The organism is Vibrio mytili, from assembly GCF_049563345.1.
Classification (GTDB): Bacteria; Pseudomonadota; Gammaproteobacteria; order Enterobacterales; family Vibrionaceae; genus Vibrio; species Vibrio mytili.
In genome coordinates this window covers 919,551-945,328 of record NZ_CP110481.1, presented here as the reverse complement: position 1 = coordinate 945,328, position 25,778 = coordinate 919,551, and the positions used below count along the sequence as shown (strand labels likewise).

Genomic DNA, 25,778 nt, shown 5'->3' with positions numbered 1-25,778 from the left:
CAAGTTTCTGACTCAAACACTCAGCCATTGGCTAAACACTTTGGGCCATTAACAAAATACTTTGTCATTAACAAAAACACCGAGCTGGATGGCTCGGTGTTTTGTTTTATGACTTACGGGTGGGCGACTCGCCCTTTGGTGTCATGACTTAACGCTTTGTTTAATTCCACTTCTACATGCCCAGGCGCTTGTGTGTTGGCGGAAATTAAACGGTACATCGCAGGGATAACGAACAGCGTAACGAACGTAGCAAAGCCCATACCAAAGAAGATGACTGTACCCACTGCAATGCGACTTTCATAACCTGCACCACTGGAGATAATTAAAGGGATAGCCCCTGCCAATGTAGTAAAGGCGGTCATCAGGATCGGGCGTAAGCGTCGAGCTCCAGCGTCAATAATGGCTTTTTCAAATTCAACACCACGATCGCGCAATTGGTTGGCAAACTCCACAATCAAGATGCCGTTTTTGGTCACCATACCAATCAGCATCACCATACCTATTTGACTGTAAATGTTCATGCCTTGATTCATAAGAACCAAACCCAAGAATCCGCCGAACACACCCATTGGCACAGTAAACATCACCACAAGCGGGTTAATAAAGCTTTCAAACTGAGCAGCAAGTACTAAGTAGGCAACCAATAGCGCTAACGCAAAGACGATGGCAACACTCGCTTGGTTCTCTTTAAAATCTTTCGACTCACCGGAGTAACTTACCGAAATGTCACCTGGCAAGTTGTCGATGGCTTGCTGATCAAGGAAATCTAACGCTTCACCTAATGTGTATCCATCAATTAGGTTGGCGGTAATCGTAATCGATTTCTGTTTGTTGTAGTGAGACAGACGAATGGATGCCGCGACTTCTTCCACCTTAGTCACTGTATCAAGTGTCACAAGTTCACCACTGTTCGTACGCAAGTAAATTTGGCTTAAATCGGCAGCGTTGTTAAAGCGACCTTCATCACCACGTAAATACACATCGTACTCTTCACCACGGTCGACATACGTGGTTTCACGTTTACCACCCAGCATGATTTCAAGAGTATCTGAAATGTCTTTTACGCTGACACCTAACTCTGCCGCTCGTTGTCTATCCACAGAAACAAGTAGCTCTGGTGTTTTCTCCGAGTAATCGATCTCAGCCCCTTCCATCATGGGAGAATCTTCTGCTTTACCTTTAAGGAGCTCTGCCCAGGTTAGGAGTTCATCGTAATCTGAGCCACCCAATACAAACTGTACTGGTTCGCTTGAGCCCCCTTGAAAGCCGGGCATAAAGGGGAACACTCGCACATCCGGAATTCCAGCTAACGCGCCCCTAGCCTGATTGAGCGCTTGTTGAGCGGTGACGTCTCGCTCGTTCCAATCTTCAAGAATCATGATCACGAAGCCCGTTTGGTCTCCGGCCTGACCACCAAAAGCTGGGGTCTGAATACTAAAAGATTTAAGCACCCCTTTCCCGAGCATCGGCATTAAACGCTCTTCTACAATGTCCATATTGGCGGCCATTCGGTTATACGACGTGGCATCAGCACCACGTACAAACGCAAAAATAACGCCTCGATCCTCTTGCGGGGTCAACTGTGCTGGTACTAAATTCATCAGAACATAACTACCGCCAATACACGCGAGAATGACAAGTGGTGCAGCCCAGCGAACCTTCAACGCCCCTTTTAATAGTGAACGATACCCTCGCTCTAACTTGCCAAATAAACGGTCAACACCTTGATTAAATCGATTCGGCTTCACATTCGCTTTGAGGATTTTACTCCCGAGTACAGGGGTTAGCGTTAAGGCAATCAGCGACGAGAAAATCACTGACATCGCCAGCAATACGGAAAACTCGGTGAACAATAGGCCAACCATGCCGTCCATAAAGGAAATCGGTAAGAACACCATGACAAGAACGAGCGTCGTCGCGACAACCGCAAACCCAACTTCACGCGTCCCTTTATAAGCCGCCAATAAAGGGGATTCACCGCGCTCGATATGGTGGAAGATATTTTCCACCACAACGATAGCGTCATCCACCACCAGCCCGATAGACAGAATCAATGCCATCAGAGTGATCAAGTTGATCGAGAATCCAAAGTAATACGCCGCGATAAAAGACGAGATCAGCGATACAGGCACAGTGATGGCTGGTATCAACGTCGCACGCGCTTGCCCAATGAAAATGTACAATACTAAGATCACCAAGCCACCGGTAATAAACAGCGTGTTATACACTTCTTCAATCGAACGCTCGATAAATACGGTCGCATCGTAATCGATGGCAAGCCTCGTTCCTTGTGGCAAAAATTGTTGAATGTTCTCGACTTCTTCGCGAACCCGTTTTGCCACATCAAGTGGGTTTGAATCTGACTGTGGAACAACGCCTAAACTGACATTGACTACACCATCACTTTTAAAGGTCGAGTTTTCGTTTTCTGCTCCAATAAAAACGTCTGCCACATCTTTTAAATAGATAGGAGTTTGATCACTTGCTCGCTTCACAACTAAGTATTGGAAATCTTCCGGCGTGTTATAGGTACGAGCTGTACGCACTGACATCACTGTTTGATCATTACGAACCTCGCCTCCCGGACTTTCTAGGTTTTCGTTGCGAAGCGCTTGGGTAATATCAGATGCCGTCACCGCTCGTCCAGCCATAAGCTCTGGCTTGAGCTTGACGTACATTACTTTGTATAAACCACCGGACAGATCAATCGAACTCACACCGGAAATTAGACTGAATCTGTCCATCAGTACGCGCTCTGCGTAGTCAGTCAACTGTGTTCGGTCCATTTCTGACGAGCTAAGGTTGATGTACAACGACGCTTGCCCAGAGCCGTTGTTTTTGAACACTATCGGATCATCCGCTTCATCGGGCAACGAGCGCTGAGCACGTGCAACCGCATCACGGACATCACTGACGCCAGTGTTAAGGTCATAGCCTAATTCAAACGTAATTGTTATGCGTGAAGAGCTGTTTCGTGTGGTTGAACTGATCTCATCAATACCACTGATTCCCGAAAGTTGGTCTTCTAATACCGAGGTGATCTGACTCTCAATGATCGTTGCCGATGCGCCTTCATAACGAGTGGAGATGGACACAACCGGACTTTCAATATCTGGCATTTCTCGAACAGCAAGCTTGGTGAAAGACACAAAACCAAAGACACAAAGCAACATGCTTAACACGAGCGCCGCAACAGGGCGTTTAACCGACACATCAGAAAGTAACATTAGTTCTGTTCCTCTGCTGATTCACTTTGCGTACTGACTGGACTCTGACTGTTGCTTTTTGACGGTGCGACTGTTTCTGTTACTTTCACACCATCGCGCATGTTGACGATGCCTTGAACCACTATTTTGTCACCCACCTCGACGCCAGATTCGATCACCACTTCATTGCCAACACGAGCACCAAGCTGCACTTCTTGTCGAGATGCTTTGCTATCTTGGTCAATGACATAGACATAACGTTTGGTCCCCGAATACTCGAGGGCTTGCACCGGAATGATCGGTGCTTCAATAGCAGGAAATGCTAACGAGGCGTTCATCAACATACCAGGCTTTAACTGATTTTCTGGGTTATCAAACTTGATTCGAACCCGTAAATTCAATGTTTCGGCACTGATCCGAGTATCAATACCAATCACATTACCGATAAAACGTTGCTCGCCCCATGCACTCGACATTGCTTCAACTCGCATGCCAACCGAGAGCATCGATAAATAACGCTCTGGGACTTGTAAATCCAACTCCATCTCAGATAAATCATCCAACGTGACCAATTCTGTGCCTGCGCTGACCATTTTCCCGCGGCTAAAGTCAATCAACCCCACTGTCCCTGAGAATGGCGCACGAATATGCAAGTCGGCTAAGTCTGCCTTTGCCGCATCCAAACGAGCTTCAGCGATTTGGACACTCGCCTTCTGAGCATCGATTTCAGTGGGCGTGATTGCGTTACGTTTCACTAATCGCTGGTACTCTTTGAGCTTACGCTGCTCATCTTTAAGGTAGGCGCTTGCTTCGACGATTGCGGCTTGCGCTCTGTCATCATTGAGCTGGATTAATAATTGACCTTGCTGAACATTTTGATTGGCTTTGACGGCAATTTTTTTCACCTTTCCTGACACTTCCGCAGCAATCACAACGGATTCTGCCGCTTTTAATTTACCAATAAGTGAGAGCGACTGATTGATTTGATGAGTTTGAACTTGCTCAGTCACGACCGTCACTGCAGACGGACCGCGGGGCGCAGAAAGAGCACTCGGCGATGCCATTATTAAAGACAGTGATAAAGATAGAATAGATACGGATAAAGTGGCGTTCATGCTCATAATCTTGGCTAGTAAAAGAATAAACAGGCTTGATGCTTGTTAAAAATAGGCTCGCTATATTTTAACAATAGATAAGCAGTAAAAACGTCAAGTATTGTAAATAAGCTGGGAAATATTGTGTCTTTCTGTATAAATGCTAAACAAAACGCTGAGTTTCTGCCATCTTTGCCCAAAAAGGCAGCATTCGACGTAAAAACAAAACAAAAACGCTTTACAGCCTGAGCGAGTTTGCTATGATTCGCTCCGCACTTGAGAGATGCGTTGGGAAAACATCTTTTAAGCATGCTTAAAGAGCATGAAATACCCTGGAGGGGTTCCCGAGTGGCCAAAGGGAGCAGACTGTAAATCTGCCGGCACTGCCTTCGATGGTTCGAATCCGTCCCCCTCCACCATATTGCTTTTATGACACTCAATTTAGTGTTGTAAAATATCGCTTGGAAAACTGCGTTGGGAAAACATTTTCTAAGTTTGCTTTTCAGAGCATAAAAAATACCCTGGAGGGGTTCCCGAGTGGCCAAAGGGAGCAGACTGTAAATCTGCCGGCACTGCCTTCGATGGTTCGAATCCGTCCCCCTCCACCATATTGCTTTTGTGACACTCCGTGTTATAAAACATCGCTTGGAAAATCGCGTTGGGAAAACATTTTCTAAGTTTGCTTTTCAGAGCATAAAAAATACCCTGGAGGGGTTCCCGAGTGGCCAAAGGGAGCAGACTGTAAATCTGCCGGCACTGCCTTCGATGGTTCGAATCCGTCCCCCTCCACCATATTGCTTTTGTGACACTTCGTGTTATAAAACATCGCTTGGAAAATCGCGTTGGGAAAACATTTTCTAAGTTTGCTTTTCAGAGCATAAAAAATACCCTGGAGGGGTTCCCGAGTGGCCAAAGGGAGCAGACTGTAAATCTGCCGGCACTGCCTTCGATGGTTCGAATCCGTCCCCCTCCACCATATTGCTTTTGTGACACTCCGTGTTATAAAACATCGCTTGGAAAATCGCGTTGGGAAAACATTTTCTAAGTTTGCTTTTCAGAGCATAAAAAATACCCTGGAGGGGTTCCCGAGTGGCCAAAGGGAGCAGACTGTAAATCTGCCGGCACTGCCTTCGATGGTTCGAATCCGTCCCCCTCCACCATATTGGAAAGTCAGCTCAATGAGCTGGCTTTTTTCGTTTCTACTTCAGTCTATTCATGTTTTACCAATACTAATCTACCTCAGCATTATACCAATCGTAGTAAATAGCTGGTCATTCTTGCTTGTTAAAATGCACATACTTCCAATCACTTACTGAGAATTCTGCCCTAATATATACAACAAATTGACCACCGACTTATCCAGATTAGTAATAGTATTATTCCCCTATTCTTTTCCTAGAACCTAGGCGCCTAGGACCTTAAGTCCACTCCTAGAGCCTTAAGTCCAGACATGAAAAATCCCGCAACGAGGCGGGATTTAATCTTAAGACTAAATTGTATTGAGGGAATCGAATCGGACTAGCTTTGAATTCCGATGATCAACCAAGGCGCATTTGGTGTTGTTAGGTCCCGCTCCAAATGCCAAATGTCGGTAACATCTTCTTCAATACCTTCAACTACATCACGGTAACGACCTGTAAATTGCAAACTTAGCTGCGCTTTATTTGCATCATAATCAGCACGAACAATCTCAGCATCAATGTACATCACATCAGTGTGTTGCTCTCCATCGAGTTTCGCACGTTCTGATTTGAGGTCCTCAAACAAGCTTGGTGATACGTATTCTTCAATCGTTTCGAGTTGATTGTGGTTCCATGCACCTTGTAAAATACGATAGTGTTCACGAGCTCCATTTACAAATGCCGCTTGGTCAAAGCCAGGAGGGAAATTGTGTGGCACATCAGTTTGTGTACCAAAGCCCGCAAAACCACCATTATTTGTGTTTGGCTGCTGTTCAAAATTGTGCATGTTTGGCTGCTCGAATTTTGAATGATTGCCACCAAATGCCGGTTGCTGGCGGTGCTGATTCATGCTGCCTTGCTTCGCGCCCAACATGCCGCGCATCAATTTGAAGATCAAGAAAGCAATCAAGCCAATAATAAGAATATCCATAAACTGAATACCCTCAAAAGCACCACCAAAGAAGGCGGCAAGCAATCCACCAGCTAAAAGGCCGCCCATCAAACCACCCATTAAACCTTTTTTGCTTGATGGAGATTTAGCAGTTTGCTCTTTACCAATCGTATTGGTGTTTTGTTGCTGCTGTTTTGGCGCTGGTGCTGTCTTAAAGCTTTTACCAAAAGACTTACCACCACCAAACCTCTTTGCTTCCGCTATCGGGGTTACAGCAACGGTAAACATCAACAGAGCAACAATCGAAAATAAACGTTTCATCGTTATCCTTAAAATTGACGAAAAATAGCTATAGCGAACTGTCTTTACCTTGTTCAGATTGAATATCAACCGAATCATCAGTAGTAGCACGCTAAAAACCTACATAAATGAATCATACTCTGTCTATCTGGGAATGGAAACAAACGAACAGCCCCGACTTGTTTCAGAATATTGCCAAACATGTCACCGGTTAATCGTTTTGTATTATTGACGCTGCACGGGTAGCTGACTATCATATTGAACGATGTTCAATAAAACAGTTTAAAAGATGGCACGTAGAAACGATCATACTAGAGAAGAGTTAATCAACCTGACCTTAAAGACGGTCAAAACCTTCTTAGAAGAAAGCTCCTACCACGAGCTCAGCCTGCGTAAGATCGCTAATATGATTGGTTATGTACCAAGTACGTTAGTCAACGTTTTTGGCAACTACAACCTTCTGCTTCTTCACACTGTCGCTCAGACGTTGGACGAACTCTCTCAAGAAGCGACCCAAGCAACCGCAAATTGCACAGAACCGAAACAAGCCCTCTTCGAACTCGCTTATTGCTACCATGATTTTGCGCAAACTCACCCGTATCGTTGGCAACTGGTTTTTGAGCATAACATGAACGGGGCAGAGTTACCTGAATGGCACGCTAAGCGCATTGATGGTATGACAGGTATGCTCGAATCGCTTCTAGCACAGATGGCGCCACAACGAACAGAGTCTGAAGTATTAAAGGCAAGTCGCGTTTTATGGTCTGGTGTGCACGGTATTACCCTACTCAGCGTTGATGATAAGTTTTTCTCTAGTGAACCGGTTGATGGTAAAGAGTTGATTGAAAACTTACTCACCAACTACCTTATAAACTGGTGATGGTAATAAAGGATTACTCATACTCATGTCCTCTGACAGACAGCCTTCTCTATTAAAGCAAAGAAAATTTCTGCCTTATTTCATTACGCAATTTTTCGGTGCGTTTAACGACAACATTTTCAAAAACGTATTGTTACTGTTTGTCGCTTTTGCGGGCGCAAGTGCGTTACCTGTGTCGAGCAACTTATTCATCAACTTAGCGGCAGGCCTCTTTATTTTGCCTTTTTTCCTGTTCTCCGCGTCCGCTGGTGTGTTGGCCGACAAATACGAAAAGTCGTGGTTTATTCGCAAGGTTAAACTATTCGAAATTGCGATTATGCTGTTAGGTGCGATAGGATTTATTACCGAGAGTTACGGTATTCTACTCTTGTTATTGTTCCTGATGGGCACACAGTCTGCTTTTTTTGGGCCGGTAAAATACGCTCTCCTACCACAAAATCTAAATGCAAAAGAACTCGTGCCTGGTAACGCCTTGGTCGAAGCTGGTACGTTTATCGCTATTCTTATCGGGACGCTTGGTGCTGGTGTCATTGCCTCTTCCGAAAACGCAAAATACATCGCGGCGTTTAGTGTGGTTCTGTTCGCTTTGCTGGGTTACCTCTCTAGTCGTTCGATCCCGCTTGCTCCAGCCAGCGCTCCAAGCCTCCGGTTTCGCTGGCAACCCTACCAACAAACCAAACGGACACTTTCTATTGCAAAATCCGATCGCACTGTCTTTCAGTGCATTATGGCGATCAGCTGGTTTTGGTTTTTAGGCGCTGCCTACCTCACCCAGTTCCCTAACTTTACCAAAGTGTACTTAAACGGAACCGAGAGCGCGGTTTCTTTTTTACTTGCCCTTTTTTCAATTGGTATTGCACTAGGTTCATTTCTTTGCAACTGGGTTTCTCATCATCGTATTGAAGTCGGCATAGTGCCTTTAGGCGCATTGGGCATTACGATATTTGGTTACTTAATGGCGACATCGGTTCCGAGCAACTTACCTCAATTCACCACATTCGTTGAATTCATCCAATATGAAGGGCTCTGGTTACTCTTTTTTTACTTACTTATGATTGGAGCGTCAGGCGGGTTATTTATTGTGCCTCTTTACGCACTGATGCAACACAGAGCGAAGGAAACCGAACGAGCTCAGGTCATTGCTGGACTCAACATTTTTAACTCGTTGTTTATGGTCGGGAGTGCGGTGCTTGGCATCATCTGCTTAAGCGTATTAAACATGACCATTCCACAACTGTTTGCTTTGTTGGCCATCCTGAATTTTGTGGTCGCAGCGTATATCTTCCTCCAGATCCCTGTTTTCGCAGTTCGCTTTGTCGTTTGGATGCTTACCCACACCATTTATCGAGTGAAACACAAAAATCTGCACCATTTGCCTGAACAAGGTGGCGCATTGATCGTATGTAATCATGTCAGCTATATGGATGCCTTACTTCTTAGTGCTGTATGCCCACGTTTGATTCGCTTCGTGATGGAAGAAGATTACGCTAATTGGACTCCAATTCGGCGTTTTCTGCGTCGAACTGGCGTCATACCTATTTCTGCTGGCAATCGAAGTTCGATTCGACGTGCGTTTAATGACGTTGAACAAGCACTCAATCAAGGACACATTGTGTGTATATTCCCGGAAGGCAAACTGACAACAGACGGTGAGATCCATGAGTTTATGCGTGGGATTGATATTATTTTGCGTCGCAGCCCGGTACCAGTGATCCCGATGGCATTAAAAGGGCTATGGGGCAGTTACTTTAGCCGAGCTAAAGGACGAGCCTGTAAAGGCATACCTTCTCGTTTCTGGTCTAAATTGGAAATCGAAGCCGGTGAGCCTGTCATGGCGACCGAGGCCACCGCAAAGGTTATGTACGACAAGGTGCGGGCTTTGCGTGGTGACTGGCGCTAACACACTCAAGTAAAAGCGATGACAACAGGCGTTCAGGTAAACTGAACATATGTTCAAATCATTAAGACAAACTGATCGTAAAGGTGCGTTATACTACCACCTTCGCAACCAACAACGAATACCGCACTTTGAACAGAAATCGCATTGTTTTTGGCTTGGCACTGCTTTTGTGCCTGACGCCGTTCGTTTCCTCTCCAATCGCCCTTGTCATTGGCTTCTTACTGACGAGCTTTGGTTTCGTACCCCAAGAGTTGCCCCTTGGCAGTATTACTAAAAAATTGCTGTCCTACTCTATCATTGGCTTGGGTTTTGGAATAAATTTTCAACAGGCACTGGCCGTTACATCTGACGGCATTGGACTTATCATTGCCACGATTCTAGGTACATTGATCATCGGTTCTGTGATTGCGAAAGTGATTAAGCTTGAGACAACCACTGCGTATTTGATTTCGTCAGGTACGGCGATTTGTGGAGGCAGCGCAATTGCCGCTGTCGCGCCAGCAATCAAAGCCAAAGATGAACAGATTGCGTTGGCACTGGCTACCGTCTTTGTTCTCAACTCACTTGCACTGTTTATCTTCCCGGTCATTGGACATGCGTTAAATTTGGATCAACACACTTTTGGTACTTGGGCTGCGATTGCAATCCATGATACATCATCGGTGGTTGGTGCCGCGTCCGCATACGGTGAGGAGGCACTGACTACGGCGACTACGCTTAAGTTAGCCCGAGCATTGTGGATCATACCTGTTGCGTTGGTGAGTGCGATCATATTCTCCCGAGGGAATAAAGAGAGTGGCAAGAAGAAGTTAGTGATTCCCTACTTTATTTTTTGGTACTGCGCTGCTATTGCATTCAGTGATTTTTTCCCACAATTCGAGATAGCTTATGACAGCATCTTTATGATTGCTAAAAAATCGTTGGTGATCTGCTTGTTTTTGATTGGATGCAGTATATCGATTGGAAAGTTAAAAGCAGCCGGAGCTAAGCCACTTCTATTTGGCGTAAGTTTGTGGGTGTTAATTTCGACCACGTCATTGAGCTGGCTAGTGTTAAGTTAGTGCCTGTTAGTCTTGGCGTGGTTTAGTACCGCTTTGATGGACGAAAACCAACGCCACAGCAACTAAAAATGCGGTTAGCTCAGCTAAAGAACGAGCTAATCCATCACTACTAAACGCAACACCAATTTGCAGTAAAACGGCCGCAGCCAGCACCACTTTAATCATAATGAATCTTATGCCTTTCTTGCTCACACAGAGGCTTTATTATGATTCATAGTTATAAGGTTGCGAAATTCCCTTTGTGACTAATACATAGCGAAATTGACTAATATGAGTTACGCGTGTTTCGTACCCACTCTCGAACCGCAGCGCGCGAGATTTTAATTCCACTCTGAAGTAACGAATCGGGCATCAGATAATACGCAATCGGCCACTTAAATTTTTCGAGCTTTTGCTGCAGTGCCTGTTGATACGCTTGGTCTGAAAGCAATGCTTCCGCTTGAATCACTGCAATGGGACGTTGTCCGTACTCCTGATCGTCAACGGGAATAACGATAGTCTGAACAACCCCTTCAATTTGATTTAGTACCGCTTCTATCTCTTCACAATGTACGTTTTCACCACCAGAGATAAACAAGTTATCAGCTCGACCGATAATCTTCAGTTCTTCCCCATGCCACTCGCCTAAATCTTTGCTATCAAACCAGCCATGTTGATCAACCAACGCAGTTAAGTGCCCCTGATAGAAATAACCAGACGCCAGAGTTTGGCCACCAATGAAGATACGCTGATCAACCAGTTGAACTTCCCGATTCATCAACACATGACCAGCATTACTCCGCGAGTCAACTTGCTTAGCAGTCACGGTTGAAGCCGCTTCTGTCATCCCGTAACCGAGCCAGGTTTCTATCCCTTTGTCCGATGCACTGATCGCCAGCTCATGAGGGACGTGACTGCCACCAAGCAGTACATGCGTTAATGACAGAGACACAGCGTCCTCGAGTAAGCGTTTAAGCTGAGTCGCCACTAAAGAAGCATGTGAAACACCGCAGATGTCTTCCGCCAGTGAGCCCTTACCAACTTTTAATACTGCGCCAGCAAAAAGCCAGCGATAAACAATTGCTAACCCAGACACATGATAAAGGGGCAGAGACAATAACCAAGTATCTTGCTCAGTATAAGTAAGCTCTCTCAATAACCCTTGCGCCGAAGCAAAGTGTTGTCGATGCGTATGAACCACCGCTTTGGGTACCCCTGTCGAACCAGAGGTAAAAACAATGGAAGCAAAGTTATCATGATAATAATGACTGGTAGCATCACCGACAGTTGCTGAATGAGGTTGACTATTTGCACTCAAGCCTACTGCTACTGGTGTTGATAGTACGTGACAATCTAATGTCACCAGCGCCTCAGACGAGCACTCACGTTGGTTATCGCTATCACTTGCAAACCATACAAACCTGGTTTGATGTGGTTTATAGAGCGTTTGCAATTTACTTTGCAGAGCGCCCGTTGGCTGCGGCATCGTCAGCGCCCCTATTGCGCCAATTTGCTGAGCAGCGAGATAAAACAACAATGTCTCCGGTTGGTTTTTCCCAACCAAAGTCACCACATCACCACGTTTGACGCCTTGCTCAATCAGATAGTGCGCATATTGGTCGATGAGTGACGCCAGCTGTTGCCAATCCATCACGCCAGTTGGCGTCTCATACGCAATAGAAAAAGGGCTCACTTGAGCCCAATATTTCCATGGTGCAGTTTCAACAGAATCTAAGCTGATTGCCACACTAACTCCTGCTCTGAAAGCGGAATAACTGGAAGTTCACACTTCGGCCATGTTTGTTGTAATTGTGCTTTAAACAAACCAATGGTATCGAGCCCTGGAACTTGGTCCGGTAACTGCCATTGAGCCAAGCGTGCAAGTTGAGTCAAGCCGATACTGGATTCTAAACTTGAGCTTATCACTGCTTTCATACCCAATGATTTGGCTTTTTCAATCAGTTTAATACAAAACTCAACCGAACCAATCAAAGTGGGTTTAATGATAATCGCTTTAACACCAGTGAGTTCTTCTAAACTGAAATCTTCACGTCGAACTGCATCTTGTAACGTCTCGTCCCACGCTATCGCGATACCTGTATCAATCGCAAACGATAAGCTGTCGCCAGGGGAACGGCAAGGCTCTTCAAGAAAAGCGATTCTTTGCCGTAGTGAAGGCGTGACATATTTAGCAAACTGCTGTGCTTTCTCAAGCGTCCAAGCACGATTAGCATCTAAACGTAATGTCAGCTGCGGAATGGATTCTAGAAACAGATTGACCAGCATACCATCCCGAATGGGTTCGTAGAGCCCCACTTTCACTTTGGCAACTTTTTCACCGTCCATCTCATGAAGTTTAGGGATCAGTTCATCAGGATCGCCGGTACATAGAGGCGCAGTCTGGTAGTGACCTTCTTTTGGCAGTCCACTGGTTAATTCAAGTTGCGCCATTGATAAACCAAACGCGACCGATGGATACATGTTGGCATAATCGACTGGTAGATCAGCGACCCAACGTTCTGCTTGAGATTGCAGCTGAATACCCGCCTCTTCGGTGCCTTCAAGGCTAAATCCCTGTAAGGGCGCTACTTCTCCATATCCACAACGTTCGCCATCAGATAACTCTAGGATATAACCCGTTCGCTCTGTGAGCTTGTTATCACGTAATATGACACCACTGTCCATTGGCAGACAGTAGCGGTAGATTTTCGCTTTACGCATCATTCGTTTTCCTGAGCAATACCACACAAACCAAGTTGCACTTATGATTTATAAGTCAGCAACTTGGGATGAATAACATCAGGGAAGTTGGCTGACTTCCCTTTTGTATTGGTTAAGGGTTGCGAGGGAATTTATCAAAGTCTGGACGACGTTTCTCGTTGAAGGCATTGCGTCCTTCTTGGCCTTCGTCCGTCATGTAGAACATCATGGTCGCGTTACCCGCTAACTCTTGCAGGCCTGCCTGGCCATCACAGTCAGCATTTAATGCGGCTTTAAGACAACGTAATGCCATTGGACTATGTTGCAATACCTCGCGGCACCAACGAACGGTCTCCTTCTCCAACTCATCGAGAGGGACAACCGTGTTCACTAAGCCCATGTCTAATGCTTCTTTTGCATCATAAAAACGGCAAAGGAACCAGATCTCACGTGCTTTTTTCTGACCAACAATGCGTGCCATGTAAGACGCACCCCAGCCACCGTCAAACGAGCCGACTTTAGGTCCCGTTTGACCAAATTGTGCATTTTCAGCGGCAATCGTTAAGTCACACATCATGTGCAAAACATGGCCACCACCCACAGCCCAACCCGCTACCGACGCAATCACTGGTTTTGGACACGTGCGAATATCACGCTGGAAATCTAATACGTTAAGATGGTGTGTACCTTGATCGTCTTTGTAACCACCGTAATCACCACGAATTTTTTGGTCACCGCCAGAGCAGAACGCATCTTCACCTAAACCAGTTAATACAATAACGCCAACAGCGGAGTCATAACGTGCGTCTGCGAGCGCGTCGATCATCTCCTTCACGGTTTGTGGACGGAACGCATTACGCACCTGTGGACGTGCAATCGTGATTTTAGCGATGCCATCTTCTGACTTATGATAATGAATATCCTCATATTTATCGCTGCAATCTTGCCATTTTACCGGAGCGTATAGTTCTTCTTCAGAAATGCCTACTGTTTTTGCCATGGTGGTTTCCATTGTTATTGTTGATCTCGTTAAGGTTATTGATCTTGCAACAATGTGTTGTTGCGTTGACCAAAACGAGAGTGAATTATCTGTTGTATTTGTATCGCAAACGCGTCTGGTTGCTCTAAGTGAACATTATGTCCCGCACCTTCCACTTGGCGATACATCAACCCGCTGGATTGAGCCAGTTGACTGAATTTTTTGTCGTTTACTCCACAAAGGTAGCAAATTGGTATCGGTTGTCGCTGCAAAGCGGGCAATAAATCAGACTGCTTTGCCAATGACGTCGCCATCAGCATCGTTGCGACAGCCGCACCAAGGTTAGCACTTCGTTTGGCAATCAGTGTTTGTCTTTGCTCATGGTTTAGTGAAGAAAACACCGGTTGTTGATACCAATCGCTCAAAACATCTCCAAGTGCTTCAGTTTCAAAGCGCTGCGCCCAACGACGATCATTATCTAACCTGGCTTGCTTATCTGACTCTTTTTGTAGCCCGAAGTTTCCCCCTTCAACAATCGCTCCGCAAATATTGAGATCAGAAAAGCAGTCATTAGCAATTCCGTGCATCGTAATCCGGCCACCCATTGAGTAACCAATCAAGATAAGCGGTTGCTGATAAGAGAGCAAAGAAGACAGCGTGGTGTGTATGCGTTGACAACAATCCTGTAAATCTTGGCACAAAGTCGCTTGACTGCCGCCATGCCCAGGGAGATCTATGGTGACGCATTCAAACTGCGGTAACGCTTTAATGCACGCTTGCCAATCTTGTCCGCTACCCAGTAAACCATGTAAAAACACCAAGGTAGGCAAAGTACTACCTTGATGCTTTTGGGTTGCGGGATAACGTTCAAAATAAAGCATGTAAGCGGATATTAAACGCCTTCATCAACTGAGCAGCTTGTTGGGGCGGGGTTTGAACTTCAACGACCAATGTTCCTTGACCGTGTTCCAGATGTTCAGAGACGCCATTTTGATATTCTGTCAGAGTCGATGGTCGTTGATATAACAGGCCAAACTGTTTAGCGGCGTACTCAAAATGAAAACCGTGCGGCATTTGGTAGTAGGTTTCGCGCTGCTCTGACGGCACAGGCAGCATGTCAAAAATCGCTCCCCCGTCGTTGTTTGTTATCACAATCACCGTTGGCTGGTGGTGATGGCGAAACAAGGCTAACGAGTTTAGATCATACAATGCGGCGGTATCTCCAAGGAAGATCAGCAATGGTTTGCCACGGGAACGCTGCACACCAGCAGCAGTGGCCAACAAACCATCGATACCTGAAGCCCCGCGATTAGTGAACACATCGGTCGCCTCTAGCTTGGCAAACATATCCACCAAGCGAACAAACAAACTATTGCCAAGAAACAGATCCACGTTTGAGGCTCGCTTGGCAACGTCAGCAGCAAGCAAAAGCTCATTGAGAGCATCGGTTTCAGGCTGCATTTCGTCTGATATTTTATGTGTAACCTGCGAAACCTCCTTCGCCAACGCATTCGCCCAACCATATTGAGAGACAGAGTTAAGAGAATGGGCATTAATCGCAGTAGAAATCCAGCGTTGAGGCGTGGTTACCCAATGCAGTTGAGGAAGATGACTTTGATTGTTTCTGCTGGCGCAGTCAGCAACATACCAGTAATGAATATTGCGACCTTGCTGACGCTGAGAAACGTGTGCCTCCATCCAAGCATTTAAACGCTTCGACACGATGCGACTACCAAACTGAATGATAAGTTCACAATCATTGAGCTGTTGGGCAAGCGTCGGAATTTGCAGCCACAAGTCATAATGTGACCAATGTGAGCTCACGCCACTTTGAGGATCTGCAAACACTGGCCATCCCAACTTTTCGGCAAATTGCTTCGCAGAGAGGGCCTCTTCCAACGTAACACTGCCAATAACTACGATGCCTTTCGCATCCATAAACGACGGAATATCATCCACAGAGGTACGGGTTAATTGTCGTGTATACGTTTCATTGTCAGTTTTCCATACCGCCACAGAATCCAGATAACGTTGATACTGTGTTTTCGAACCATCGGAATATAGAGGCTCAGGGAAGGCGCAGTTAATATGCACCGCTCCACCGCGTTGTTGTTGACGAAACATGACGTCATCAACGGAAGTCAACACCCAGTTGAGCGGTGTGTCTAGCGTTGGGCTGGGTAAATATAAACTGGCAGAAACATGATGAGAAAAAATACCCGGCTGTTCAATCGCTTGATTCGCGCCACATCCGACTAACTCTCGCGGACGATCCGCCGTTAACAATATGAGCTTTTCGCCAGTTAGCTTTGCCTCTGCAACCGCAGGGAGTAGGTTTGCTACCGCCGTACCCGACGTGACAATGACCGCGACGGGCGCTTTACTTGCTTTCGCCAAACCCAGCGCCATAAAACCCAGCCCGCGCTCATCATAATGCGTATGGAGCGTGAAATTCGGTTGAGCTGCGGCTTCTAATGTTAACGGTGTAGAGCGTGAACCAGGTGCAATACAGACATGATTAACGCCAAACCGACTCAATTCTAGTAACAGCGTTTCGGACCAAATACGGTTTAACACCGCTTGATCGGCGTTCATGATGCCACTCCAATCGGTGGATGATCGGAAATTAACGTCGATAATGTCGACATTTTTTTATCCAGCTCGGCCCATTCATGTTCAGCAACCGATCCTGGTACGATACCAGCGCCTGCGAACAAGTGGACTTGTTCACCTTGAACCAGAGCACTTCTTATTGCGACACAAAACTCTGCACGCTCATGGCTAATGTACCCCATGGATCCAGCGTACCAACCACGAGCAAATGGTTCATTGTCCAAGATAAACTGCATGGACGCTTCGCGTGGTAACCCCGCCACGGCGGCGGTGGGTTGCAGAGCAGACAACAACTGGACACCATTGATATCCGCTTTCAAACTCGCATGAATACTGCGCTTGAGGTGCTGGACCTTACGCAACCGGACTAAACGCGGTTCTTTTTCTACATCAACGACTTCTGAATGTGGCGACAAACGTTCAACAATATCATCAACCACATACTGATTTTCGTTCAGGTTTTTTGCATCCTTTGACAACCAATTGGCCAGTTCCATATCTTGTATCGCGTTTTCACCCCGCCCGATAGTGCCTGCAAGTGCCTCCGTCTCAAGTTCACACCCAACACGAGAATAAAGGCGCTCTGGTGTCGAGCCCATAAAACTGTGCTTGCTGTCTAGACTCATTAAGAAGTGAAAACTGTGATGATTACTTTGAGAACTTGCTTTAAGCAGTTGCGCAGCACTCAGTTCAGTGTCCAGTTGAAGCGTAGAACGGCGCGCCAATACGACCTTCTTAAACGCGTTATTTTCAATGCCCTTTAGCACTTTATCCACGAGTTGTGTCCACTGAGGCTGACTCGGTGAATGCACAACAGAGCGAATATGCACCGAAATAGGCGCAACTGACATGACATCACCAAGCAATTTTTTCAAACCAGCTACTGTGCGGGCTTTATCACTACTGACATTCACCGCAAGTGACCATTGTTGATCAAATCGAATCAGTTCTATTTGCGGTAGGAAAAAGAACGAGCGCATACAACGTCGATTCTTTTCATGCTGACCATCGAACGAGCGCCCACCCCAAATCCTTTGCCCTTCACCAAGAATGGCATAAGCAGGACTAGGCTCAACAAAGGTATGTAACTGACCCAACGCAACAACCTCTTCACGAGTATCACGGGATTGCCAGTAAAACTTGGGAAAAAGTGGTTGAGCGTCAAGCCAATCAATTAAAGAGAAATTTGGTTTCTCGCGAAGAGGCTCTACTAGGCGTATCGGATTGCCCTGGGTTTGCTGAACTCGCTCGATTATTTTCGTTACGGCTTGATGAAACTCTGACAAATCAACCTCGAAGTATGTGAGGATAAAAGGTAACTAACGGCTACTCTAAGTTTAGACCCGAAGCAAATCAAGGTCATATACTATCTTTTGTTGCACGTCGTGATCGTAACTGAACAAAAACTAGCCATCAATTGGATAATTCACAGATATATATTCTATTAAAAAACAATTTCCTGTATTTTAATAAAGAAATTAACGAATTTTTAGGAATCAAACAATGCAAAATGTCGGGATGTCGTCAAAACTCGATAATGTCTGCTATGACATTAGGGGGCCAGTACTCAAACATGCTAAACGCATGGAGGAAGAGGGGCATAAAATCCTAAAATTAAATATCGGTAATCCCGCCCCATTTGGTTTTGATGCCCCTGATGAGATTTTAGTTGACGTTATCCGAAATTTGCCAACTTCTCAGGGTTATGTTGATTCCAAAGGCATATACTCCGCGCGTAAAGCGGTGGTGCAGCATTACCAACGTAAAGGCATCCGTTCTCTCGACGTTGAAGACGTCTATGTGGGTAACGGTGTGTCTGAGTTGATCATGATGTCTATGCAAGCGTTGCTTAATAACGGTGATGAAATGCTTATTCCAGCACCAGATTACCCACTATGGACAGCATCGGTCGCGCTGTCGGGTGGTAAGCCTGTGCATTACATCTGCGATGAACAATCTGATTGGTACCCTGACTTAGACGACATCAAAAGCAAAATTACCCCAAAAACACGTGGCATCGTACTGATAAACCCTAACAACCCAACAGGTGCGGTTTATAGCCGAGATTTCTTACTTGAAGTCATTGAAATTGCTCGGAAGCATAATCTGATCATTTTCGCTGACGAGATCTACGATAAAGTTCTTTACGATGGTGCGACACACACGTCTGTTGCAACGCTAACAGAAGACGTGTTGGTTATGACATTCAATGGTCTTTCTAAAGCCTACCGTGTATGTGGCTTTCGTGGTGGCTGGATGTTTCTCACTGGGCCAAAGCACTTAGCAAAAGAGTATGTGAGCGGTTTAGAACTGCTTTCCTCTATGCGTTTGTGTGCCAATGTCCCAATGCAACATGCCATTCAAACTGCACTCGGTGGCTATCAGAGTATTAATGAACTGATACTCCCGGGCGGAAGGCTACTCGAACAGCGCAATCGAGCCTATGAGCTGATTACTCAAATTCCAGGGATTTCTTGTGTCAAACCAAAAGGCGCAATGTACCTATTCCCTAAAATTGATACCAAGATGTACAACATTAAGAACGACCAGAAAATGGTGCTGGATTTCTTACAACAGGAAAAAGTTCTGCTTGTACAGGGTTCAGGGTTTAACTGGCCTAAACCAGATCATTTCCGAATCGTCACATTACCGCATGTCGAAGATTTGGAAATTGCGATTGGTCGCTTTGAGCGTTTCTTACAAACTTATAGCCAATGATACTCATAGCCCCTACAGCAATAGCTGGTAGTAATTAGTGCCGAACTCTCATATGCTTAGAGGAGCTCACAACGAGCTCCTTTTTTACACCAGAAACGGAGGAAGCAATGAAAGAAAGCCATTTTTTTGCTCACTTGGCACGAATGAAGCTAATCCAACGCTGGCCTTTGATGCGCTCTGTATCTCCAGAGAATGTTTCTGAGCATAGTTTGCAAGTGGCGTTTGTCGCGCATGCCTTAGCGCTGATCAAAAACAAAAAATTCGGCGGTGCACTTAACCCAGAGCGAATTGCGCTGCTTGCGATGTACCATGATTCCAGTGAAGTTCTGACGGGCGATTTGCCCACTCCAGTCAAATACTACAGCCCTGAAATCGCTAAGGAATATAAGAAGATAGAATCAGCGGCAGAGCAAAAACTCCTATTGATGCTTCCAGAAGAGTTCCAAGACGATTTTGCCCCCTTCCTCCTCTCCCATTCTGCACACGAAGAAGACGCAAAGATTGTCAAACAAGCGGACTCCATTTGTGCTTACCTCAAGTGTTTGGAAGAGCTCAGTGCCGGAAATCACGAATTTGCTTTGGCGAAGAAACGTCTTGATATCACACTACAGGAACGAAAAACGCCAGAGATGGAATACTTCCTGACCACTTTCGCGCCAAGTTTTGAACTGTCATTAGACGAAATCAGTTAGCTTTCAGCGTACGGAGAAACACGTGTTATTTGAACTGCATGAACGATGGCAAGAACGCCACGATGATGAACATAAAATCCGTCGCGACGATCATCGTAGTCCCTATCAGCGTGACAGAGCTCGGATTCTGCACTCGGCCGCTTTTCGTCGCCTACAGGCTAAGACCCAGGTTCACGGTACTAGCCTAGAAGATTTCCATCGTACCCGCCTCACCCATTCACTAGAGGCGGCGCAATTGGGGACAGGCATCGTTGCACAACTCAAGAAAAAGCAGCCCGAATTTCGCGAGCTACTGCCGTCAGATAGCTTGATTGACTCGCTCTGTCTCGCCCATGACATTGGCCATCCGCCATACGGGCACGGTGGAGAAGTCGCGTTAAATTATATGATGCGAGACCATGGCGGATTTGAAGGCAACGCACAAACGTTTCGTATCGTCACGCAGCTCGAGCCCTACACAGAGCACTTTGGCATGAACCTATCGCGCAGAACCTTACTTGGATTGATGAAATACCCTGCTCTCATCAGCCAAACTCGCTCTGCTCGCTTACCGGTTCCCGCAGAGCATCAGCGCAAGCTAAAAGCAAAGCAATGGGCTCCGGCAAAAGGCATCTACGACTGCGACAAAGGCTTGTTTGATTGGGTCATCGCACCACTTACAGAGAAGGACAAAACTCAGCTCAGTCAAATGCGCGGTCAGCCGGGTTCGGATTTCGAGCATAGCAAAACGCGCTTTAAATCACTCGATTGTTCGATTATGGAGTTAGCGGATGACATTGCGTATGGTGTTCACGACTTAGAAGATGCGATCGTGCTTGGCATGGTCACTCGTCAGCAGTGGCAAGAAGGCGCAGCCAGTCAACTTGCTGATTGCGGTGATTACTGGTTCGAGACGCACATAGACTCGATTGGCCAAATGTTGTTTAGTGGTAAGCATCATGAAAGAAAAGATGCGATTGGCGGGATGGTTAATGCGCTGCTGACAAGTGTATCCATTCAGGCGGTAGACGCATCGTTCGACAATTCATTATTGTCTTGGAATGCATGCCTCGCCCCGCAAACCACCAACGCACTAGAAACACTCAAAAGCTTCGTCAGCCAGTACGTTATTCAAGTGCCTCAAGTCCAAATAGTCGAATACAAAGGGCAACAAATCATTATGGATATCTTTGAGGCTTTAACCGCAGACCCTGAGCGTTTACTACCAATACACACCAAGGAACTGTGGTGTCATGCGGTTACAGACAGTGACAAAATGAGAGTCATCGCTGACTATATTTCCGCAATGACGGATGGGCACGCCCAAAAACTGCATCGTCAGTTATTCTCATCGATAGCATTGTAAGCGGTTGAGCGTGTGATTAGCTCACTCTTTCAAGTAATTTTTTTCGAATACGCCTGGAGGCATCTGGGCGATTTGGAACTCAATCATCTTCTCAAATGCCGTGAGTAAAGGACTGAAATCACGACTGGGCTCTATCAACCTTAAGGCATGAAAACCCGCCTCAACCGTTGATAAACTGCTATCAGATGGTGCCTTACGGATCGTGTAATGACCATGTAGCGTGTCTGGTAACTTTACGGTTGGTAAGTGATGTAAGTTACGTGACAATTGCCACATCTTGTAGGCTTTCTTCCATGTTCCATCAAGCAAGATAAGTCGAATTTTTTTGCCTTGGCGCACACTAGAATCAAGCTCTGATAAGCACACAGAGTGCTCTGAAGGATAGAGGATAAAATGATCATATTTATCATCGGCCAACCACTGATTTAGCAACGGGTGTTCGGAAAAATCTTCCCCGACGATACAGGTACATGTCTTTAAGCTTAATTTTAGAATCCGAGCTGTACCAAGGGGGCGGTGCTCTTCACTCCTGTGCTGAAGAATGATAAGTTCAACAGCGCTATCTAGCGGTACAATCCATCGGCAAATACAGGCTTTGCGTGATTTTCCACATTGAGAACAATAACGAGACATAGAGTGAACCTTTATACTTTGCTGACCATCATCAGCGTTATCTGCTTAGCACTTCAATTTGAGCCTATGGCAAGCTTAGCCGAGTGGCACAGTTACCATATACGTCACGGTGAGTGGTGGCGGATCGTAACAGGAAACTTAACTCATACCAACTTTGCGCATTTAGCCATGAACCTCGCCGGCTTATGGGTCATAGGTTTCATTTTCCGCCCAAGTACACGTAATTTTGCTATTGTATTTTTTCTTCTGTGCCTGTTGGTTGGGGGACTCAATCTCTTCAGTAGTCTCTCAATATACGTTGGACTGTCTGGTGTATTGCACGGTCTTTTTGGTTTCTGGGCACTGAGAGAAGTATTTGAGGGCAGAAGAAGCAGTTTACTTCTGGTACTTGGTCTGATGGCAAAAGTCGCTTGGGAGCAGTTCTATGGCCCTTCTAGCAGCACCGCTGCGATGATAGGGGCAAAGGTTGCGGTTGATGCTCATCTGTTTGGGGCATTAGGTGGGCTAGGAATGGCTTTAGTGGAGAAGGGCCTCCATCGTCGCCTATTCGGTTAATTTCAGCCCATTTTCGATCTCACTCCCGAACCACATAAAGCAAGGTTCGGGAAAATTGAAACTCAAACGATAAACATCGAGTTAAAGCAAAATGCGTCCTTGGTTTTTCTCGATTGTCGCTGCGCCAATGCCTTTTACGTTCGTTAGATCACTGATAGCCTCAAATGGGCCATGCTCATTGCGGTAATCAACAATACTCTGAGCTTTGCTGTCACCAATCCCTTTTAGCAAGCTCGCAATTTCTTCCGCAGACGCCGTATTTACATTTACTGTGATTTCGATGCCTTCATATTTGTCATCCTTAGTATCCGCAGTAGCCATACTAAACGGTGCGAAAATACATAAACACAAAGTTAAAATCCATTTCATATTAAACATATACTCTCCTAATTAGTGTTGAATCGTTCCTGCATCCACAGGAACAAAAAACGTGCGCACTAATCTAGATAAAGCAAATGAATCATTGAAGTTTTTCTGTGCAAAAATAAAACGGGTCGCTGATACGACCCGTTTTATTCAACATGCAAATTACATCGAAAATGCTTAGTTGCTCACAACAAAGTACTCAATGTCAGTATTGGCACGTAGCACCGACAACACTGAAGAAAGGTCTTGCTGTGAAGAAGAACGCTGCATTTGTTGAGCAACTTGTTGCTCTACCGTCGCATCGAGCTCTGACTTCACGCCGTCAAGCTCAACAATCACGATGTTACCTTCCGCATCCTTCGACTGGCCATACACTGGCTTGTCATCGACTGGTTTTGCCATGGCAAATACCGTCGCGGCAAGAGGAGAACGGCGGTCAACAGTTTCTTGTTCACCAAACGCAAGGTTATTTTTAGCTAATACGTCTGTATTACCGTCATTAAGTGCAGCAACGACTTGAGTACCAAGCTCTAGCGCAGCTTGCTCACCTTTTACGCGAGACAACTCAGTAACAACTTGCTCTTTAACTTCCTCTAGAGGTAATACGGTTTCGTCACGTGTCTCTTCAACACGTACAACAACGATGTGTTCTGGAGCAACTTCAATCGCTTCAGAGTTGAGACCGTCTTCTTTCACTTCAGGACTCATGATGGCTTGCATCACATCTGGATTGCGCAGAACTTCTGGCGCATCTTGTTGAGAAATAAAGTCCGTTGTTTTCACTTCTTGGCCAATCGCCTGTGAAGCATCGTACAGTGAATCAGGGAATTCAAACGCAACTCGTTCTAGTTCACTTTGTAGCTCGTAGAACTTATCGACTGCTCGCTGATCAACCAACTCTTGCTTGATTTCAGCAGAGACTTCGTCGAAAGGCTTAGCGACTGCACCTTTTAACTCTTCAAGTTTAATGATGTGGTAGCCAAAATCAGACTTAACCAAGCCAGACATATCACCTGGTTGCTTCAGAGCAAATGCAGCTTCTTCAAACGCTGGATCCATGACATCTCGCTCAATCCAACCTAAATCACCGCCACTTTCAGCGCTACCAATGTCATCCGACTTTTCTTTCGCAAGTGTCGCAAAATCTGCACCGTTGTTTAGCTCGTCTAAAATCGCTTGTGCTTTTGCTTCGTCATCACCCTCAACCAAGATATGCGCTACGCGACGCTGTTCATCAGTTGAGTACTTACTTAGGTGTTCGTCGTAGTATTTCTTCACTTCGTCGTCAGAAATCTGAATCTGATCTTTCAAAGCCTGCGCTGATAGCTCAATGTAAGCAACCTTCGCTTGCTCTGGACGAGTAAAGTTATCAGGGTTGGCCTTATAGAATTGCTCAATTTCTTCGTCTGTCAGTTTGACATTTTTGGCGAATTCTTCCAGATCGATAGTTACCGTACGAATGTCACGAGTTTGAGTAAACAGTTTACCTTCGGCTTGTACTTCACCAGGTAAAGTAAATTCGCTGGTTTGAAGTGCATTCAACAACTGTTCACGAACAAGTTCACGACGCATGTACTCAGCAAACGTATCAGGAGAGAAACCAGCGCGACGAAGAGAAGCTTGGTAGATGTCTTGGTCGAATTGTCCGTTTGATTGGAACTGAGGCATTTCTAGAATCATTTTACGCACTTGTGTATCACTGATTCTTAGACCTAACGCTTCTGCTTGCTGATCTAACAATACGTCGTTAATCATACGATCAAGAACGGATTTGCGGAAAGAGGCAACATACGCTGGGTCTGCCAGCATCTGAGAGAAGTAGTCACCCAGTTGAGCTTGCATACGATTGCGCTCGTTTTGGTATGCCATCTCGAATTCTCCACGAGGGATATCGGTATTGCCCACTTTCGCCGCAGAGTTGTTGCTACCGCCAACAATGTAGCTGCCTACACCTGCAAATACGAAAGACAGGATGATAAGCCCAAGGATAATTTTGACCGCGATGCTATTTACGCCTTCGCGTAGTCGATCCATCATAATTTAACTGCTCTCCACAATTGAAGCATATGGCTTCTACTAGAAAATATAATCACGCGATAATACCAGAAAAAGAAATGCGCATCAGTATGATGCGCATAATTTAAGAAAGTTCGGCTCGAAGTTTGTAAATTTTTGTTCGAAACAGATTGTTTGAGCAAAAGTTATTCAAATAGCCAATTGTAGAGTCAACGCTCGACTTACTAATCTTAGTTTAGAGATTAGTTACAAGAAGATTAGTTACAAGCGTCTTTTAAGGCTTTACCCGCTTTGAAAGCAGGTACTTTTGCTTCTGCGATTTGAATTTCTTCACCCGTTTTTGGGTTACGGCCTGTACGCGCTGCACGAGTACGAACACTGAATGTACCAAAACCAACTAGCGCCACTTGGTCACCAGTTTGAAGCGTACCACTTACCGCTTCGATGAATGCGTCTAGAGCACGGCCCGCTGACGCTTTAGAAATGTCTGCATTTTCTGCGATTTGTTCTACTAATTGAGTTTTATTCACTGTGTATTCCCCTTTGTGCCATCTGTGATTTTATTTTGTGATGACTTTCGTTCCATAAATAATAATTTTAGCTTCGCCCCTTATCCTTCAAGGGCTGAGAGCTGTCCAAACTAACTTAGCGTCCAAAAAAAACGCTGA

21 protein-coding genes and 5 tRNA genes are annotated in these 25,778 nt (G+C 45.6%); 12 read left to right on the top strand and 14 right to left on the bottom strand.

Features of this window, described 5'->3' with window-relative positions:
• Window positions 1-113: 113 nt before the first annotated feature.
• Complete coding sequence (vexH, locus tag ONE56_RS04445; RefSeq protein ID WP_423840295.1) at window positions 114-3,227, bottom strand: vibriobactin export RND transporter permease subunit VexH; 3,114 nt, start codon at window positions 3,225-3,227, stop codon at window positions 114-116.
• Window positions 3,227-4,327: an efflux RND transporter periplasmic adaptor subunit gene (locus ONE56_RS04440; RefSeq protein ID WP_423840294.1), complete on the bottom strand. Its 1,101-nt coding sequence runs from the start codon at window positions 4,325-4,327 to the stop codon at window positions 3,227-3,229. The genes vexH and ONE56_RS04440 overlap by 1 nt, the downstream gene beginning before the upstream one ends.
• 307 nt (window positions 4,328-4,634) lie before the next feature.
• Between ONE56_RS04440 and ONE56_RS04435 the strand changes: the two genes are divergently transcribed.
• The 5 genes from ONE56_RS04435 to ONE56_RS04415 all read left to right on the top strand — a co-directional run bounded on the left by ONE56_RS04435 (window position 4,635) and on the right by ONE56_RS04415 (window position 5,460).
• Window positions 4,635-4,719: transfer RNA gene (locus ONE56_RS04435), tRNA-Tyr, on the top strand.
• 104 nt (window positions 4,720-4,823) lie between these two features.
• Window positions 4,824-4,908, top strand: a tRNA-Tyr gene (locus tag ONE56_RS04430).
• Window positions 4,909-5,007: 99 nt separating this feature from the next.
• Window positions 5,008-5,092 (top strand) — tRNA-Tyr (locus ONE56_RS04425).
• A gap of 99 nt (window positions 5,093-5,191) precedes the next feature.
• Window positions 5,192-5,276 (top strand) — tRNA-Tyr (locus tag ONE56_RS04420).
• Window positions 5,277-5,375: 99 nt separating this feature from the next.
• A tRNA-Tyr gene (locus ONE56_RS04415) sits at window positions 5,376-5,460 on the top strand.
• A 358-nt stretch (window positions 5,461-5,818) separates the two neighbouring features.
• On the opposite strand, the gene ONE56_RS04410 is transcribed toward ONE56_RS04415, so the two are convergent.
• Complete coding sequence (locus ONE56_RS04410; RefSeq protein WP_041154168.1) at window positions 5,819-6,694, bottom strand: Tim44 domain-containing protein; 876 nt, start codon at window positions 6,692-6,694, stop codon at window positions 5,819-5,821.
• Window positions 6,695-6,962: 268 nt separating this feature from the next.
• Here ONE56_RS04410 and ONE56_RS04405 point away from each other — a divergent pair, with 268 nt between their 5' ends.
• The 3 genes from ONE56_RS04405 (at window position 6,963) to ONE56_RS04395 (ending at window position 10,514) form a co-directional block, all read left to right on the top strand.
• The gene (locus ONE56_RS04405; RefSeq protein WP_331438158.1) at window positions 6,963-7,553 is read left to right on the top strand and encodes a TetR-like C-terminal domain-containing protein; all 591 of its coding nucleotides are present in this window, start codon (window positions 6,963-6,965) and stop codon (window positions 7,551-7,553) included.
• Between the two features lie 25 nt (window positions 7,554-7,578).
• Complete coding sequence (locus tag ONE56_RS04400) at window positions 7,579-9,453, top strand: MFS transporter (RefSeq protein WP_423840293.1); 1,875 nt, start codon at window positions 7,579-7,581, stop codon at window positions 9,451-9,453.
• Window positions 9,454-9,581: 128 nt separating this feature from the next.
• Window positions 9,582-10,514 carry a YeiH family protein gene (locus ONE56_RS04395; protein WP_331438198.1) on the top strand — a complete coding sequence of 311 codons (933 nt, stop codon included), beginning with the start codon at window positions 9,582-9,584 and terminating at the stop codon, window positions 10,512-10,514.
• A 6-nt stretch (window positions 10,515-10,520) separates the two neighbouring features.
• Here the strand turns inward: ONE56_RS04395 and ONE56_RS04390 are convergent, their stop codons facing one another.
• From ONE56_RS04390 to ONE56_RS04360, 7 genes are all read right to left on the bottom strand, one after another.
• Window positions 10,521-10,679 (bottom strand): hypothetical protein, encoded by a 159-nt coding sequence (locus ONE56_RS04390; RefSeq protein WP_041154171.1) that lies wholly within the window; start codon window positions 10,677-10,679, stop codon window positions 10,521-10,523.
• 100 nt (window positions 10,680-10,779) lie between these two features.
• Complete coding sequence (gene menE, locus ONE56_RS04385; protein ID WP_423840292.1) at window positions 10,780-12,240, bottom strand: o-succinylbenzoate--CoA ligase; 1,461 nt, start codon at window positions 12,238-12,240, stop codon at window positions 10,780-10,782.
• Entirely contained in the window at window positions 12,225-13,214 is a 990-nt protein-coding gene (gene menC, locus ONE56_RS04380; RefSeq protein WP_041154287.1) for an o-succinylbenzoate synthase, read from the bottom strand. Before menC ends, menE begins: the two co-directional genes overlap by 16 nt.
• A 112-nt stretch (window positions 13,215-13,326) precedes the next feature.
• Window positions 13,327-14,193 (bottom strand): 1,4-dihydroxy-2-naphthoyl-CoA synthase, encoded by an 867-nt coding sequence (gene menB / locus ONE56_RS04375; RefSeq protein ID WP_041154173.1) that lies wholly within the window; start codon window positions 14,191-14,193, stop codon window positions 13,327-13,329.
• 35 nt (window positions 14,194-14,228) lie between these two features.
• On the bottom strand, window positions 14,229-15,053 hold the full coding sequence (gene menH, locus ONE56_RS04370; protein ID WP_423840291.1) for a 2-succinyl-6-hydroxy-2,4-cyclohexadiene-1-carboxylate synthase: 825 nt from the start codon (window positions 15,051-15,053) through the stop codon (window positions 14,229-14,231).
• A complete protein-coding gene (gene menD, locus ONE56_RS04365; RefSeq protein WP_423840290.1) occupies window positions 15,040-16,767 on the bottom strand; it encodes a 2-succinyl-5-enolpyruvyl-6-hydroxy-3-cyclohexene-1-carboxylic-acid synthase in 1,728 nt (575 codons plus the stop codon). Before menD ends, menH begins: the two co-directional genes overlap by 14 nt.
• Window positions 16,764-18,071 carry an isochorismate synthase gene (locus ONE56_RS04360; protein WP_423840289.1) on the bottom strand — a complete coding sequence of 436 codons (1,308 nt, stop codon included), beginning with the start codon at window positions 18,069-18,071 and terminating at the stop codon, window positions 16,764-16,766. The genes menD and ONE56_RS04360 overlap by 4 nt, the downstream gene beginning before the upstream one ends.
• 217 nt (window positions 18,072-18,288) lie before the next feature.
• On the opposite strand from ONE56_RS04360, the gene ONE56_RS04355 reads away from it, so the two are divergent.
• From ONE56_RS04355 to ONE56_RS04345, 3 genes are all read left to right on the top strand, one after another.
• The gene (locus tag ONE56_RS04355) at window positions 18,289-19,503 is read left to right on the top strand and encodes a pyridoxal phosphate-dependent aminotransferase (protein ID WP_041154177.1); all 1,215 of its coding nucleotides are present in this window, start codon (window positions 18,289-18,291) and stop codon (window positions 19,501-19,503) included.
• Window positions 19,504-19,610: 107 nt separating this feature from the next.
• Window positions 19,611-20,195, top strand: coding sequence for a 5'-deoxynucleotidase (gene yfbR / locus ONE56_RS04350; RefSeq protein WP_041154178.1), 585 nt, complete (start codon window positions 19,611-19,613; stop codon window positions 20,193-20,195).
• A gap of 22 nt (window positions 20,196-20,217) precedes the next feature.
• Complete coding sequence (locus tag ONE56_RS04345) at window positions 20,218-21,540, top strand: anti-phage deoxyguanosine triphosphatase (RefSeq protein ID WP_423840288.1); 1,323 nt, start codon at window positions 20,218-20,220, stop codon at window positions 21,538-21,540.
• A 21-nt stretch (window positions 21,541-21,561) separates the two neighbouring features.
• Here ONE56_RS04345 and ONE56_RS04340 read toward each other — a convergent pair whose 3' ends face one another.
• Window positions 21,562-22,173 (bottom strand): tRNA-uridine aminocarboxypropyltransferase, encoded by a 612-nt coding sequence (locus ONE56_RS04340; RefSeq protein ID WP_041154180.1) that lies wholly within the window; start codon window positions 22,171-22,173, stop codon window positions 21,562-21,564.
• Between the two features lie 3 nt (window positions 22,174-22,176).
• On the opposite strand from ONE56_RS04340, the gene rrtA reads away from it, so the two are divergent.
• Window positions 22,177-22,728, top strand: a complete 552-nt coding sequence (gene rrtA, locus ONE56_RS04335; protein WP_041154181.1) for a rhombosortase — start codon at window positions 22,177-22,179, stop codon at window positions 22,726-22,728.
• An 81-nt stretch (window positions 22,729-22,809) separates the two neighbouring features.
• On the opposite strand, the gene ONE56_RS04330 is transcribed toward rrtA, so the two are convergent.
• The 3 genes from ONE56_RS04330 to ONE56_RS04320 form a co-directional block, all read right to left on the bottom strand.
• Window positions 22,810-23,097: a ComEA family DNA-binding protein gene (locus ONE56_RS04330; protein ID WP_041154288.1), complete on the bottom strand. Its 288-nt coding sequence runs from the start codon at window positions 23,095-23,097 to the stop codon at window positions 22,810-22,812.
• Window positions 23,098-23,271: 174 nt separating this feature from the next.
• A complete protein-coding gene (ppiD, locus tag ONE56_RS04325; protein ID WP_331438149.1) occupies window positions 23,272-25,131 on the bottom strand; it encodes a peptidylprolyl isomerase in 1,860 nt (619 codons plus the stop codon).
• A 236-nt stretch (window positions 25,132-25,367) separates the two neighbouring features.
• Window positions 25,368-25,640, bottom strand: a complete 273-nt coding sequence (locus ONE56_RS04320; RefSeq protein WP_041154183.1) for an HU family DNA-binding protein — start codon at window positions 25,638-25,640, stop codon at window positions 25,368-25,370.
• Window positions 25,641-25,778: the final 138 nt, after the last annotated feature.

Bases quoted from the DNA above. Each gene is read 5' to 3' on its own strand.
- vexH (WP_423840295.1), bottom strand. From the start codon at position 3,227: ATGTTACTTTCTGATGTGTCGGTTAAACGCCCTGTTGCGGCGCTCGTG.
- ONE56_RS04440 (WP_423840294.1), bottom strand. From the start codon at position 4,327: ATGAGCATGAACGCCACTTTATCCGTATCTATTCTATCTTTATCACTG.
- ONE56_RS04410 (WP_041154168.1), bottom strand. From the start codon at position 6,694: ATGAAACGTTTATTTTCGATTGTTGCTCTGTTGATGTTTACCGTTGCT.
- ONE56_RS04405 (WP_331438158.1), top strand. From the start codon at position 6,963: ATGGCACGTAGAAACGATCATACTAGAGAAGAGTTAATCAACCTGACC.
- ONE56_RS04400 (WP_423840293.1), top strand. From the start codon at position 7,579: ATGTCCTCTGACAGACAGCCTTCTCTATTAAAGCAAAGAAAATTTCTG.
- ONE56_RS04390 (WP_041154171.1), bottom strand. From the start codon at position 10,679: ATGATTAAAGTGGTGCTGGCTGCGGCCGTTTTACTGCAAATTGGTGTT.
- menC (WP_041154287.1), bottom strand. From the start codon at position 13,214: ATGCGTAAAGCGAAAATCTACCGCTACTGTCTGCCAATGGACAGTGGT.
- menB (WP_041154173.1), bottom strand. From the start codon at position 14,193: ATGGCAAAAACAGTAGGCATTTCTGAAGAAGAACTATACGCTCCGGTA.
- menH (WP_423840291.1), bottom strand. From the start codon at position 15,053: ATGCTTTATTTTGAACGTTATCCCGCAACCCAAAAGCATCAAGGTAGT.
- menD (WP_423840290.1), bottom strand. From the start codon at position 16,767: ATGAACGCCGATCAAGCGGTGTTAAACCGTATTTGGTCCGAAACGCTG.
- ONE56_RS04355 (WP_041154177.1), top strand. From the start codon at position 18,289: ATGCAAAATGTCGGGATGTCGTCAAAACTCGATAATGTCTGCTATGAC.
- yfbR (WP_041154178.1), top strand. From the start codon at position 19,611: ATGAAAGAAAGCCATTTTTTTGCTCACTTGGCACGAATGAAGCTAATC.
- ONE56_RS04340 (WP_041154180.1), bottom strand. From the start codon at position 22,173: ATGTCTCGTTATTGTTCTCAATGTGGAAAATCACGCAAAGCCTGTATT.
- ONE56_RS04330 (WP_041154288.1), bottom strand. From the start codon at position 23,097: ATGAAATGGATTTTAACTTTGTGTTTATGTATTTTCGCACCGTTTAGT.
- ppiD (WP_331438149.1), bottom strand. From the start codon at position 25,131: ATGATGGATCGACTACGCGAAGGCGTAAATAGCATCGCGGTCAAAATT.